We start from the raw sequence: 14,210 nt of genomic DNA, 5'->3' as shown, positions 1-14,210 counted from the left end.
TATGGAGGGTGGTTGAATAATGTTTAAATTCATACATATAGCTGATGTACACTTAGACACACACTTTTATTCTAGAGATCCAGAGCTAAGGAACAAGCTTAGAGACTCCTTAAGGGAAGCATTTAACAGGGTTATTGATACCTGTATTGATGAAAAGGTGCAAGGGCTACTTATTGCTGGAGATCTTTTTGATAATGATAAGCTTTCCTTTCAAACTGAAGTTTTTTTAATAAATGCCTTTACAAGGTTAAAGGAAAACAATATTAAGGTTTATTATGCAACAGGTAATCATGACCCAGGTGATAAAAATTATAGAGCAAATTTGATTAATTGGCCAGATAATGTGCACTTGTTTAATGATGATTCAGTACAGGAATTAGAGGTAAAACATAACCACCAAATAGTAGCAAAAATTGTGTCTGTAGGACATAAATCAAAGAAGGAAGCTAGAAATCTAATAAAGGATTTACCAGCAAAAAATACTGAAATTCCTGTTGTTGGACTTGCCCATGCTATGGTGACAACAGCATCGGGAGTAGATGGGCACGACAGCTATTTACCCTGTACAGCAGAAGACCTTATATCAAAGCATTATAACTACTGGGCCTTGGGACACATACACCAAGCTCAACAGGTGGCAAATGAGTCTATTTATTATTGCGGAAATCTTCAAGGTCGTAACCCAAAAGAAACAGGTGAAAAAGGGGGTTACATAGTAACTATAGATGACTACGGTAATGTCGAGGTAAAGTTCAGGAGGTTTTCCAATATCCAATGGAACACATTAGAAATTAGTGAAATGGAGAGTATTAAGAATTATCAAGAATTAAAAGACTACATTATTGTTAAAATTGAAGCCTTCTTAAATAGCAAAGAATTTGATGCAAATCAGTTAATATTAAGACTACAGCTAGAGGGTAGATGCTTCTTAAAGAAATCAATGGAGATAGATGAAGATATAAAACAGCTGGAGGAGGATATAAAGCTACACTTAAATCTTCTTTCCCTAGAGATTAAAGCCAATAATTTACTACCCCTAGTGAATAGCAGGGAGTGCCTTGAAGGAAATCATGTGCTATCCAGAACAGTTGATTTAATATTAAACATAAAGGACAATCAAGAGCTAATAGATAAATTACTGGAAATTAAGCTTTGCAACAAGAAGCTTGACGGTAAAAATGCAAGGCTAAAATATATATTGGAGCTAGTTGAGGGACTAGAGGAAGAAGCCCTTAATCGAATGGTAGGTGAAGAAAAATGAGGTTAATTGAATTAAATATTAATTCCTTTGGAAGGTTTATAAATGAAACACCAATGGTGGGGCTACCGAATAGCTTTGTACTATTCTATGGGAAAAATGAAAGTGGCAAAACCACCCTTTTTCATCTAATTAAAAGTCTGCTATATGGATTTACACCAGCCAACAGAGATCAACACCCCTATAATCCATGGGAGGTTGATAAAATAGATTTTTCAGGTAGGCTTCGTTTAGATAATGGCGAAGAAATTGAAATTACAAGAAAACTATTAAGTACACCTCGGGGACAACTACTGCAGGGTAATAATGCCATTGATCTAAGGAATAAGCCACTACCCTACGTAAATCATATTTCCACGGAAATATATGAAAAAATATATTCCCTAAGGGTGGAGGATTTAGTCCAGCTGCAAGGCAAAGGATGGGATGAAATACAGGATAAGCTATTAGCCAATTATGGAAGCCATCTAATCAGAAATACACGGGAGGTATTAAAGGAGTTACAGGAGGAAGCCAATAGTGTATATAGAGAAAGTGGTAGGGGAGGCTTCTTAATAAAAAAGCTAGAGGGAGAAATAAAATCCCTTAAAAAAGAGAGATTAGAAGCAATAAAAAGACAGCAGGACATTAGAGAAAATCAGCAAAGGCTTGAGGTCATAAATAATTTAATTGAAGAAAAATCACTGGAAAGAATAAAGCTGAAGCAGCTAACAGCTAAGGTGAAAAAACTAATTCCCCTAAAGGGACTGCTAAAGGACTTAGAGGCGACAAGTAATAGCTTCATTAATAAAGATATATATGATGATTTACCTAAAAATCCTCTGGAGAAAAGAGACGAGCTTAATGAGTTAGTTAATCAACTTAATGATTTCATTGAAGACAAGCAAAGGATGATTAATTTAAAAAGCAATAAAGTTTCAGATGTAACAGATTATGAAAAACAGATTTTACATAGTAAAGACGAGATAAATGAATATGTAAAAAATGCTGGAAGAATACAATACATGAGGGATTCAGTAGAGAAACTAAAAACAGAGATAAATATTATTAACGAGAGAATTAAATACGAAGGCAAAAAGCTTCTTAATGAAGAAGTAAATAATGAAATACTTGCATCAATAGAAGGCTTAAGTTTATCACAAACAAAAATTGCCTATGAAGACTATCGTAAGGTTAAGGCAGATATAGATGATGCAACTAAAAGCTATGAATTCTTAAGTAATCAGAGCATTAATTTTAAAATACCATCTTTTTATGTAATATCCGCTATAGCTGGTACTATTATTGCTGCGGTTGGCTATGGCTTAAATGCAAGTATTATTACATTTCTTGGAGTAGTTATTGGGGTTTTTGGTGGTGGTGGATATGTAACCAGTAAACTATTGAAAAATCAACTATATAAACAAAAGAATGATGATGCCCAAATAAAAGCCCTACAAAAAAAGCTAGAAGAAGCAACTATAAAACTAGCAAATGCAAAGGAAGCATTATTTAGTCTGTTTAGGGGGATACCCTTACCAGAAGTGGTTATCCTTAATATTGACGAGATGGTTTTATCAGGTATAATAAAAATCAAGGATGATATATATCAGTTGAATGAAAAACAGAAGCTTTTAAAGGAAAAAGAAGGTTCCCTAAATAAAGAAGTAGAAGGCTTACAGAACTTCTTAAACACACTTGAAATCACAGACACCAACGAAAATTCCTTATATTCACTTAAGGAGCAGTTAGATGGAGTTCAAAAAAAGTTATTAGTTAATGATGGGCTAATAGAAGAGTTAGAAGCCTTAAAAGAAGAGGAAAGCTCACTTAACAAAAAACTTCAAGAGGTATTAAAATTACTAGCAGATATAGAAGAAAAGCTAAAGATTTTGGGGAATGGAGATATAGAAAAGGGTGTAGAGATATTTCAATTAAACAATAAGCTAGAACTAAAGCTAAGGTTAATAGAAGAAAAGCTAATGGAGTGGAGCAACATTGAAGAGCAAAAAAAGGAGCTAAACCAATTAGAAAACAATGAAGGATGGATTTTTCAAGACCTTCAACTGGAAAAGACAGAGCTTGTAATGGAGGAGCTAGAGGAAAAACTACAGGAGCTGAGGGATGAAAAAAAAGAAAAGCAATTAGCTATAGACAATTTACTAAATAGTATTACTATAGATGATATAGAAAGTCAGCTATTAATGATTCAATCAGATTACGAAATGGCATGTATTAAAAGAGATAAATTGGCTTTATTGACAGAGATAATAAAAAAAGCAGAGGAGGAGTTCAGGGAAGAAAATCAACCTGACGTTTTAAAGAATGCTAGCCATTATTTTAACATCATAACAAATGGAAGATATTCAAATATATATGTAGAGGAAACAGATGAAGGAACATGTATTATGGTAAAAAAAGCAGGTGTATTAGCTGCACAGCAGGTAACAGAATCCTTTAGTAAAGGTACTTTAAATCAGCTATACCTTTCACTTCGCCTATCCCTAATGGATCATTTAGATAAAGGCTTTGAAAAGCTTCCAGTATGCTTTGACGAACTTTTCATTAACTGGGATAAGGAGCGATTAGAGAATAATTTTAAGCTGTTAAAAGAAATTAGCCATAACAGACAAATATTCTTCTTCACCTGTCATAATTGGCTTGCAGAACAAATAGAAAACACCTTCAACACCACAAGAATAAGCCTATGAAACGAGGGGACGGTTCTTTTGTTTCGTAAGTTATGTTAAGTTATGTTATGGAAAATTAACTATATTATAAGATCAGCATAGGTATAATAATAACAACCCAGGCCTCCTAATAGCCAAAGCAGATGATTACACTGTAACTATACTTTGAGAATCTATAGATGTACAATTTTCAAATAGTATCCATTTTTCCAAAAAAACATCAGTAATCCTAGACTAACAAAAATGAGGTGAGGCATATGCCCTATACATATCTTTTAGAGTGTGAAGATGGTAGCTATTATGCAGGCTGGACAACCAGTTTAAAAAATAGACTGGAAGCCCATAATAGTGGAAAAGCATCTAAGTATACCAGAGCAAGACTACCAGTAAAGTTTGTATATTGGGAAGAGTACGAATCAAAAGTAGAGGCTCAAAAAAGAGAGGCTGCTATAAAGGCTTTGACTAGACAGAAAAAAGAAAAGCTGGTTTCCTCCTTTCAAGAAAGCCACAATAGGATGAAAGAATAGTATGAAGCCAAAGACAAGATCATTGTTAAGAGTGAAGGCTGGTACTGTCTATTATAGGATCAAAAGGTATATTAAATGGTATTTTGGTAAACAGAAATTTGCAACTAAAAAGGAAAATACTCCTCTACCATATTGCATCTTTACCCATAGTACCCCATTATATAGAAAATTAAAAAATGTAGATATGTGGCTACAGCAAAATAAAGTTAAAAACATAGAAATTGCATTAAAAAAACTAGATGGTATTTTGATTTTGCCGGGGGAGACCTTTTCATATTGGAAAAATATTGGTAAGCCAACAAGGCATAAGGGCTATGTAGAAGGTATGGTTCTTTACTATGGTAGTTTTAAAACTGGTATAGGAGGAGGACTATGTCAGCTATCTAATCTTATTTACTGGTGCACACTACATTCTCCCTTAAAGGTGGTAGAAAGACATAGACATTCATTTGATGTTTTCCCAGATTCCAACAGAACACAGCCCTTTAGAAGTGGAGCAACCTGTGCATATAATTACTTAGACCTACAAATATATAATGCTACAAATAATCCTTACCAGCTTAAGCTCTATCTAACGGATAATAAGCTTATGGCAGAATGGAGGTCTAATACTTGCCCAAATCTACAGTTCCATGTCTATGAAAAGAAGCACTGGATTACCCATGAACACTGGGGAGGATATTTAAGACATAATTTAATATATAGAAAAGCATTTGATTTAGATAATAATTTGCTGGCGGATGAGTATATTACAGAAAACCATGCAATTATGATGTATAATCCACTACTGGAAAATCCAAACAAAAACAACGTATGATATAAAAGCTTGTTGTCAACACTTCTACATATAGATAGTTGGTAGGAGTGAGAATATGAGAGTACCAAAGCATATAGGTGTAATTCCAGATGGAAATAGAAGATGGGCAGTTAATAAAGGACTTAATAAAGAACAAGGCTATGATGAGGGGTTAGAGCCTGGTCTTCAGTTATATAAACTTTGCAAGGAAAAGGGCATAGAGGAAATTACCTACTATGGATTTACAATGGATAATACAAAAAGACCTTCTAGTCAAACAAAGGCATTCACTGAAGCCTGCATTAATGCAGTTAAGTTGCTTTCACAGGAGGATGCATCTTTGCTTGTTTTAGGTAACTCAGATTCACCCCTGTTCCCAGACGAGCTTTTGCCCTATACCAAGAGAACACAATTTGGAAAGGGTACAGTTAAAATTAACTTTTTAGTTAATTATGGTTGGCACTGGGATATAAGTAATCTAATCGAAAGCAAAGAAGCTCTAAAAAGCAACTACTTTGGAGGTTTAAAATCCAAAGATATATCTAGAATAGATTTAGTTATTCGTTGGGGTGGTAGAAGAAGGCTAAGTGGACTACTGCCAGTACAGGCAGTTTATGCTGACTTTTATGTGGTGGAGGACTACTGGCCAGACTTTAAATCTCAGCATTTTTATGATGCCCTAGAATGGTATCAACAACAGGACATTACCCTGGGTGGGTAGAAACATGGGTGTGGGTGGGCGAAACAAAAGAACCGTCCCTGCGTTTCGCTCATTTATTCATATTTTTCCTAAAGAGTATGAATAACAAGGAAAATATAAACAAAATAATTACAAGCTTTAAGCTTAAAGAAGAATATTTGAAATAAGTTATTGGATCTTTGCCAAATATTTCTGCAAATATAATTATAAACAAAATTGTTAAAAATGCACCTAGCAAACCTCTTTTAATATCCAAATAAGTTACACCTCATCTCTTGAAACGCAGGGACGGTTCTTTTGTTTCGTCCTCGTGTTAGTAGGGGACAGTCCTGTTTTGACATTAACACTTATTCGCCACCTTTACATCAAAACCCCTCTTTTTCATCAAAAAAAACATAATACTTTTTATATTTTAATTTTTTTATACACACATTTACACCTACAGCATAAATAATACATAATAATACAGCCATCCCCAAAAAAAACATTATATTTATGGATAAATATTGCTCATATAATTGTGGATGGTTATAATTGAAAACCAATAAGATTAATAAAATAACAGTAACAATATTAATACAACACTGAATATATCCATTTATTTGGTTTTGCTTAAGTAAAGTATCTAGTTGTTCTTTGTTATTAGCCATTGCCAAATTAAATTTGATTCTTTCAATATAGAAACAAGATAAAAGATATAGTATACTTAAAAAAGTTATTATTTTCCAATCAAACTTAAATATAAATCCCATTATTACTAGTGTTGCGGCCCACCAATATGTTATTGACGTAAACATAACTTCATAGCATTTCAACTTATCATATCTATTCCTTATTATTGTACTTTTGAAATCTATATAACTTTTAACAAATTTACTCAAGATATAAACAGTGAAGAAGATTTTTATTAGTAAACCATAATTCATTTTTATCTCCCTCCTTAAGTGAAACGCAGTGACGGTTCTTTCGTTTCGTCCTCGTGTTTCGACTTTTCCAATTAAGAAAACAATACCAATAATAATAAATAATATTTGATTTTTACTCATATTATTTCTGCTGAATCATTAAATTTCATAGTGCTTCTATTCTATTATGCAGTTTTTTAGTAAGAGGAAAATTAAAGGTCCTTTTAATATGCTATAGTTACTCATTAACAAAGGCTAATAGCTTTCTCTTAGCTTCTTCAGTTCTTCTTGGAGACTTTCATTGGTTAACCATACTCCACGAACCATAGTTCCTTCTAATGTTCTAGTATTTTTAACATCCACTAGGGGATTTTTCGATAAAAGAATTAAGTCTGCTTTTTTTCCCTCTTCGACAGTTCCTAATTTATCTAATTGTCCTAAAAACTCAGCCGGATTGTATGTTACTGTTTTCAATACTTCATAGGGTGTTAATCCTGCACCAGCTAAATACTCTAGTTCACTATGCAAAGAGAAGCCTGGAACTACAAATGGATTATTTGCGTCGGTGCCAGCCAGTAGCTTCCCACCTTTTTCGTGAATAATGCGAACAAAGTTCTGACCTGTTTCTAGATCTATATCATATTTTAGGGATAGTCTAATATTTCTCCAGATCTCTATTGTCTCTGGGTTAATATATTCTAAACCTTCAATCTCGTTTTCCTCTTTAAGTATATGGATTATAGCTAACGTTGGAGTATTCCAAACATTATTTTCTACAGTCATCTCTGCTTCGTTCTCTATGTTAGATTCACTATAGCCACTTAAATGTTCAATGGAATCCTGTCCTAACTCAAGTACTTTCCTTATCCCCACTTGTCGTGGAACATGTCCCACCACTTTAATCCCTATTTCATCTGCAGTTTTCATAATCTCTTCGTAGACTTCTATAGTTAATTTTTCATAGACTTTAACTGCATCATATCCTTGTGTTTGCACTGAGATTACTGCCTTTCTTGCCTCCTCTGGAGTTTCTAAAACTAAACTACCCTGGTGTATAGGGTTGGGACCATCCATAAGTGGTCCAGTTGTAAAAATCCTAGGTCCAGTAAGTCTTCTATTATTAAAGTCTCTTTGCATAATGGTTCTAGGATGACCCCACATATTTTGAACACTGGTAACACCATTTGCTAAGTAGAGATTCTCTTCACCTGTATAACTAAATAGATGCACATGCATATCTACTAAGCCTGGCATTAGATATTTCCCTTCTCCTTCTATAATTTTGGCATCTTCAGGAATGGTTACTGTTTCAAATTTCCCTATTTCAGCAATTAAGTCATCTTTTATGACTACACTGTAATTTTCAAGAACCTTATCATCTGTCATCGTAATAATGTTTACATTCTGAAACACAATTGTGTTGGCTTTCTTTGAAGCTTCAGAATCCTGAGAATTTGGATGTGGGGATGTATTTTGACTATCTTTTACAATTGTTGGCTCTTTAGCATTACAGCCCACTAACACTACTATACAGATAGCCACAATAAAAACCATAATCATGCTTACTAAATTGCTTTTTAAACCCATATGCCTGTTCATACACCATCTCCTTTTTTAGAACTAAGATTAATACACAATGATTGTATTAATTAGTTCATAGGTCATTTACAGTTTTACAATCTCTTAATCAAGACTATAAAGAAAACTTAGTTCAGATGGTGTTTTAACTCCAACTTGACTCTAGTTCCGCTTACTTTCTAGCTTGGCGGCACTTATCTCCCGCTTTATAGCGAGAGTGTTAGTAACGCCGCTGAGATGAATTAAAACAAATATAATTTTTTATTCTTAATAATGATTCCACAAAAACATAACAATACCTTCCAACTTTGACACTATTTTTAAAATAGATACCTATTGCGAAACGCAGGGACGGTTCTTTTGTTTCTCTTTGCAAAATGTGGTATAATTAATAAAAATTGAAAAGAGGTGTCATATGCCAAGACAAGCAAGAGAAAAGAGTGAAACGGGTATTTATCATGTAATGCTACGGGGAGCAAATAGACAGGAAATATTTCACGATGATGAAGATTGCCAAAAATTTGTTGAAACACTTATAAAGTTCAAGCAAAAAAGCGATATTCAATTATATGCTTGGTGTCTTATGGGTAATCATGTACATTTACTTATAGGTGAGGGAAAAGAAGAATTACCTCAATTCATTAAAAGGATAGGGGTTAGCTATGTGTGGTACTATAATCAGAAATATAAAACCATAGGACATCTTTTTCAAGACCGATGCAAAAGTGAAAATGTTGAGAGGGATGAACATCTTTTAGCTGTATTAAGGTATATACATCAAAACCCTATAAAAGCGGGAATAGTTAAATCTCCTGATGAATGGAAGTGGAGTAGTTATCGGATATATTATGGACAGAAGGATTTACCAGAAATGCTTATAGAAAAAAGATATATACTAAGCTTTTTCTCAGAGGACATGACCAAAGCCCAAAGAATGTTTATCGAATATAATAAAGCAGAGAACAAAGATTGCTTTCTTGACGACACTTATAAAAAACACTACAGTGATGAAGAAGCAAGAGCAGAAATATGTGAAAAATTACAAGGTTATGAGATTGCACAAATAAAGTCTCTTCCAAAAACCCAAAGAGATAATATAGTTGCCAAAATTAAGAAGATTGAAGGATTAACCCAAAGGCAGATAGCAAGGATACTTGGCATTTCCTTAAGCTTGGTTAATAGAGCATAACGAAACAAAAGAACCGTCCCTCCGTTTCTATAACTTAACACAAACCTTTCTAAATGTTAATTGACGATTTAAAGATAACTGTGATAAAATTGCTCTTATGGCAGAAAATAATCACAACAGATGAAAATCAAACTTAAAGGAAGATGAGGAATAAGATGGAGAGACAAGATATTAGAAATATTGCAATTATTGCCCACGTAGACCATGGCAAAACAACCTTGGTTGATCAAATGCTAAAGCAAAGTGGAACCTTTAGAAGCAATGAAGTAGTTGAAGAAAGAGTAATGGATTCTAATGCACTGGAACGGGAACGTGGAATTACTATTCTTTCTAAAAACACATCTGTAAGCTATGAAGGAGTAAAGATTAATATAATAGATACACCAGGTCATGCAGACTTTGGTGGTGAAGTAGAACGAATAATGAAGATGGTGGATGGGGTTTTACTTTTAGTTGATGCTAAAGAAGGACCAATGCCCCAAACAAGATTTGTTTTACAAAAAGCCTTAAAAGAAGGATTAAAGCCAATTGTTGTTATTAATAAAATAGATAGACCAGATGGTAGGCCAGTAGAGGTAGAGGATGAAGTACTAGACCTTTTTATTACCCTTGAAGCAGATGATGAACAGCTTGAGTTTCCAGTTGTATATGCTTCTGCTAAGAATGGATTTGCTATGCTTTCCATTGAAGAAGAGGGCAAGGACCTAAGACCTTTGTTTGATTCTATTTTAAAAAGCATTCCTTGTCCAAAGGGTGAACCTGAAAATGGGCTACAGCTTTTAATCTCAAACATAGATTATGACAAATATATTGGAAGAATTGGAATAGGTAAAATACTAAGAGGTACTATTAATAAAAACCAAGCAGCAGTTTTAGCTAAAACTAAAGGCGAGGTTGCAAATGTTAAGGTAAGTAGTTTGTATAACTTTCAAGGGTTAGGTAGAGTAGATATAGAAAGTGCTACAGTAGGAGAAATAATTGCTATAGCAGGAATTTCAGATATTAGTATTGGAGACACTCTTTGCTCGGTGGATAAAGTAGAGCCAGTTCCCTTTGTTGAAATAGATGAGCCAACTATCTCTATGAACTTTATGGTTAATGATAGTCCCTTTGCAGGTAGGGAGGGGAGCTATGTTACAAGTAGACACTTAAAAGATAGACTTGAAAGGGAAATGCTTTCAAATGTTGCCATGAAAATGGAGGAAATAAGTGCCGACTGCTTTAAAATTCTTGGTAGAGGAGAGCTGCATCTTTCAATTCTAATAGAAACTATGAGAAGAGAGGGATATGAATTTGCTGTTTCTCGTCCAATGGTTATATTGAAAAAAAGCGAGGCAGGAACTCAAGAGCCTTTCGAGCATTTATTTGTTGAGGTTCCTGAAGAAAATGCCAGTGCAGTAATTGATAAAATTGGACAACGTAAAGGTGAAATGCTGGATATGTTACCAACAGGAACTGGCATTGTAAAGCTTCAGTTCAGAATCCCAGCTAGAGGATTAATAGGCTATCGCTCTGAGTTTTTAACAGATACAAAAGGTTACGGAACCTTCCATCATCTTTTTGATGGCTATGATAACTATCGAGGTGACATTAAAGTAAGAACAAGGGGCTCATTGATTGCATTTGAAAATGGAACAGCAGTAGCATACGGAATTTTCAATGCCCAGGAAAGAGGACAAATGTTTATTACTCCTGGTACAGAGGTATATGAAGGTATGATAGTGGGTGAAAGCTCACGATTAGAAGATATAGTAGTTAATGTTTGTAAAAAGAAGCAGTTAACAAATATTCGTTCTGCTGGTAATGATGACTCATTAAGATTAGTAACGCCAACAGTTTTATCCTTAGAGCAATCCTTAGAGTTTATTGCTGACGATGAGCTGGTGGAAATTACACCTAAAAATATTAGAATAAGAAAGAGAATTTTACAGAAAACAGCCCGTGAAAGGTCTCAAAGAAAATAGCTAAAGAAGATGGTTTAACAGACCATCTTTTTATATTATGCGGAAAATTCGTTTCCAACTCCCAACTCAACAGGCGAATATGACTGCTACAGCATGAAATGTAATTTTACAATAATAGACATTAATTAAGAATTTTGATACAATTTAGAAGCAGATAAAAATTCCATTAATTAATTAACTATTAAATATAACAATGGATATTATATGTATATATTAGTAGACATGTAGCAATGTATGAGGTGATGAAAATGAATGAAAGAAGTTTAAGGGTATTAGAATTTAAAAAGATTGTGGAAAGGCTTACAGAGAAATGTAGGTCCTCCCTAGGAAAAGAACTAGCTAAGGAGATAAAACCCAGCACACAGATTAATGAAGTCAAAGGCTATCAACAGGAAACAAGCGAAGCACAGGCACTTCTAATCAAAAGGGGAAATGTACCAATTGACGGTATTCATGATGTTGCCCATATGATTAGAAGGGCCGAAATAGGCTCTTATCTCGATCCCGGACAATTATTGATTGTTAAAGATACTCTAAGAGTTGCCCGTAGAATGAAGGCATTTATAAAAAAAGATAAAGAAGAAGCAAAGTTCCCTATTATAGAAGATACCGTAAATGGATTAGCAACATTTAAAGACATAGAGGATATTATAGACAATGCAATCATAAGCGACTCGGAAATATCAGACAATGCAAGTACAGAGCTAAAGCATATTAGACGGACTATCTTATCAAAGAATGATTCAATAAGAAATAAGCTAAATAGCATTATCTCTTCATCTACTAATCAGAAATATCTACAGGACCCTATCATTACAATGAGGGGAGACAGATATGTGGTTCCCGTTAAACAGGAGCATAGGGGGAATATTCCTGGTTTAATCCACGACCAATCCTCCAGTGGAGCTACTCTATTTATAGAGCCAATGTCTGTATTAGAGTTAAATAATGAGCTTAAAGAGTTAAAACTAAAGGAAAGAAGAGAAATTGAAAGAATACTAATGGAGATCTCAGCTTTAGTGGCAGAAAGAGGACAAGAAATAGTAGGTAATCAAAAGCTACTTCAATACTTGGATTTTGTATTTGCAAAGGGTAAATTATCACTAGAACTAAAGGGAATCGAACCAATAATCAATGATAAAGGTAAAATTAACATCAAAGAGGGTAGACATCCTTTACTTAGTAGCCATGAGGTTGTTCCAATAAATATTTGGTCTGGAGATAAGTTTAAGACCCTAATAATAACTGGACCTAATACAGGTGGAAAAACAGTAACCTTAAAAACTGTTGGACTATTAACAATAATGGCTCAAAGTGGATTACATATTCCAGCAGATTTTGGAACAGAAATATCGATATTTCACCAAATATTTGCTGATATAGGTGATGAACAAAGCATAGAGCAAAGCTTAAGTACCTTCTCATCACATATGACTAATATCGTAAGTATACTGGATGAGGTTACACCAAAATCTTTGGTGCTATTCGATGAGTTAGGGGCAGGTACAGATCCCGTTGAAGGTGCTGCTTTGGCTATGGCAATACTAAACCATCTTAGAGTAATTAATGCCAGTGTTATTGCTACAACCCACTATAGTGAATTAAAGCATTATGCTTTATCTAATGAAGCTGTAGAGAACGCATCAGTAGAGTTTGATGTTAAAACCTTAAGACCAACCTATAAACTATTAATTGGTATACCTGGGAAATCAAATGCCTTTGAAATATCAAGAAAGCTGGGGTTAAGGGATGAAATAATTGAGTCGGCTAAGGAGTTTATTTCTACTGAAAACATTCATTTTGAAGATTTACTTCAATCCATAGAAGGCAATAGAAGAGCTACTGAGGCAGACCGCCATGAGGCTAAAAGACTTAAGCTAGATGCAGAAAAGCTTTTTGAAAAATATGAGGATAAGAATAAACAATTGGAGGAACAGAGGGAAAAGGTTATAAAAGAAGCAAAAAAAGAGGCCCATCGACTGTTAAAGGATGCTAAGGCTGAAGCGGAAGAGATTATTAAGTCTCTACGAGAGCTTAAGCTGGAAATGGAAGAAAAGGAAATGAATCGACAAATTGAAGCTTCTAAGATGAAGCTATCTAAAAAAATGAATATGATGGGTGAAAGCCTAGAAGATGTATTTAAAGCTAAAGCAAATAGAAAAACCCCCAAAAACCTTAAGGCAGGAGAAACTGTTAATGTTTTATCTCTGAATCAACAGGGTCATGTAGTAACTCCAGAGGATGAAAATGGAGAAGTAGTGATACAGGTTGGTATTATGAAGGTTACTATGCATGTATCTAATCTTGAACGCATTAAGGATAAAAAGAATACAAAGCAAACTGGTATAGGTAAAATAGTTAAAAGTAAGGCTGCCACCATTAAAAATGAACTTGATGTACGTGGAATGAACCTAGAAGAAGCTATGCTTGAGGTAGATAAGTTTATTGATGATTGCTACATTGCTGGATTATCACCAATTACCATTATTCATGGAGTTGGAACAGGTATTCTAAGCTCTGGCATTAAGCAAATGCTAAAAAAGAATAGACATATTAAAAGCTATAGGGTAGGACAATATGGTGAAGGTGGAGCAGGTGTTACAGTTATTGAGCTTAAGTAGATT

10 protein-coding genes are annotated in these 14,210 nt (G+C 34.2%); 8 read left to right on the top strand and 2 right to left on the bottom strand.

Annotation, left to right across the window (positions count from 1 at the left end):
- The first annotated feature begins 19 nt into the window (after window positions 1-19).
- From F8154_RS09195 to F8154_RS09175, 5 genes are all read left to right on the top strand, one after another.
- Window positions 20-1,261 carry a metallophosphoesterase family protein gene (locus F8154_RS09195; protein ID WP_151861327.1) on the top strand — a complete coding sequence of 414 codons (1,242 nt, stop codon included), beginning with the start codon at window positions 20-22 and terminating at the stop codon, window positions 1,259-1,261.
- On the top strand, window positions 1,258-3,948 hold the full coding sequence (locus tag F8154_RS09190) for an AAA family ATPase (protein WP_151861326.1): 2,691 nt from the start codon (window positions 1,258-1,260) through the stop codon (window positions 3,946-3,948). The genes F8154_RS09195 and F8154_RS09190 overlap by 4 nt, the downstream gene beginning before the upstream one ends.
- 236 nt (window positions 3,949-4,184) lie before the next feature.
- On the top strand, window positions 4,185-4,454 hold the full coding sequence (locus F8154_RS09185; RefSeq protein WP_151861325.1) for a GIY-YIG nuclease family protein: 270 nt from the start codon (window positions 4,185-4,187) through the stop codon (window positions 4,452-4,454).
- A gap of 1 nt (window position 4,455) precedes the next feature.
- The gene (locus F8154_RS09180; RefSeq protein WP_151861324.1) at window positions 4,456-5,271 is read left to right on the top strand and encodes a VanW family protein; all 816 of its coding nucleotides are present in this window, start codon (window positions 4,456-4,458) and stop codon (window positions 5,269-5,271) included.
- Window positions 5,272-5,326: 55 nt separating this feature from the next.
- Complete coding sequence (locus F8154_RS09175) at window positions 5,327-5,971, top strand: undecaprenyl diphosphate synthase family protein (RefSeq protein WP_151861323.1); 645 nt, start codon at window positions 5,327-5,329, stop codon at window positions 5,969-5,971.
- Window positions 5,972-6,315: 344 nt separating this feature from the next.
- Here F8154_RS09175 and F8154_RS09170 read toward each other — a convergent pair whose 3' ends face one another.
- Both F8154_RS09170 and F8154_RS09165 read right to left on the bottom strand, forming a co-directional pair.
- Window positions 6,316-6,876 carry a hypothetical protein gene (locus F8154_RS09170; protein WP_192930228.1) on the bottom strand — a complete coding sequence of 187 codons (561 nt, stop codon included), beginning with the start codon at window positions 6,874-6,876 and terminating at the stop codon, window positions 6,316-6,318.
- A 234-nt stretch (window positions 6,877-7,110) separates the two neighbouring features.
- Window positions 7,111-8,454, bottom strand: a complete 1,344-nt coding sequence (locus F8154_RS09165) for an amidohydrolase family protein (RefSeq protein ID WP_151861321.1) — start codon at window positions 8,452-8,454, stop codon at window positions 7,111-7,113.
- A 394-nt stretch (window positions 8,455-8,848) separates the two neighbouring features.
- Between F8154_RS09165 and F8154_RS09160 the strand changes: the two genes are divergently transcribed.
- From F8154_RS09160 to F8154_RS09150, 3 genes are all read left to right on the top strand, one after another.
- A complete protein-coding gene (locus F8154_RS09160) occupies window positions 8,849-9,622 on the top strand; it encodes an REP-associated tyrosine transposase (protein ID WP_151861320.1) in 774 nt (257 codons plus the stop codon).
- A 155-nt stretch (window positions 9,623-9,777) separates the two neighbouring features.
- A complete protein-coding gene (gene typA, locus F8154_RS09155; protein ID WP_151861319.1) occupies window positions 9,778-11,586 on the top strand; it encodes a translational GTPase TypA in 1,809 nt (602 codons plus the stop codon).
- A 248-nt stretch (window positions 11,587-11,834) separates the two neighbouring features.
- A complete protein-coding gene (locus F8154_RS09150) occupies window positions 11,835-14,207 on the top strand; it encodes an endonuclease MutS2 (protein WP_151861318.1) in 2,373 nt (790 codons plus the stop codon).
- Window positions 14,208-14,210 lie beyond the last annotated feature (3 nt).

Origin of the sequence: Alkaliphilus pronyensis, from assembly GCF_009017275.1 — a bacterium.
GTDB lineage: Bacteria > Bacillota > Clostridia > Peptostreptococcales > Natronincolaceae > Alkaliphilus_C > Alkaliphilus_C pronyensis.
The sequence above is the reverse complement of the archived record's forward strand: the minus strand, read 5'-3'. Positions and strand labels throughout refer to the sequence as shown.

What these genes read in the sequence shown, in the direction of transcription:
- F8154_RS09195 (WP_151861327.1), top strand. Translation starts at nt 20, where the DNA reads ATGTTTAAATTCATACATATAGCTGATGTACACTTAGACACACACTTT.
- F8154_RS09190 (WP_151861326.1), top strand. Translation starts at nt 1,258, where the DNA reads ATGAGGTTAATTGAATTAAATATTAATTCCTTTGGAAGGTTTATAAAT.
- F8154_RS09185 (WP_151861325.1), top strand. Translation starts at nt 4,185, where the DNA reads ATGCCCTATACATATCTTTTAGAGTGTGAAGATGGTAGCTATTATGCA.
- F8154_RS09180 (WP_151861324.1), top strand. Translation starts at nt 4,456, where the DNA reads ATGAAGCCAAAGACAAGATCATTGTTAAGAGTGAAGGCTGGTACTGTC.
- F8154_RS09175 (WP_151861323.1), top strand. Translation starts at nt 5,327, where the DNA reads ATGAGAGTACCAAAGCATATAGGTGTAATTCCAGATGGAAATAGAAGA.
- F8154_RS09170 (WP_192930228.1), bottom strand. Translation starts at nt 6,876, where the DNA reads ATGAATTATGGTTTACTAATAAAAATCTTCTTCACTGTTTATATCTTG.
- F8154_RS09165 (WP_151861321.1), bottom strand. Translation starts at nt 8,454, where the DNA reads ATGAACAGGCATATGGGTTTAAAAAGCAATTTAGTAAGCATGATTATG.
- F8154_RS09160 (WP_151861320.1), top strand. Translation starts at nt 8,849, where the DNA reads ATGCCAAGACAAGCAAGAGAAAAGAGTGAAACGGGTATTTATCATGTA.
- typA (WP_151861319.1), top strand. Translation starts at nt 9,778, where the DNA reads ATGGAGAGACAAGATATTAGAAATATTGCAATTATTGCCCACGTAGAC.
- F8154_RS09150 (WP_151861318.1), top strand. Translation starts at nt 11,835, where the DNA reads ATGAATGAAAGAAGTTTAAGGGTATTAGAATTTAAAAAGATTGTGGAA.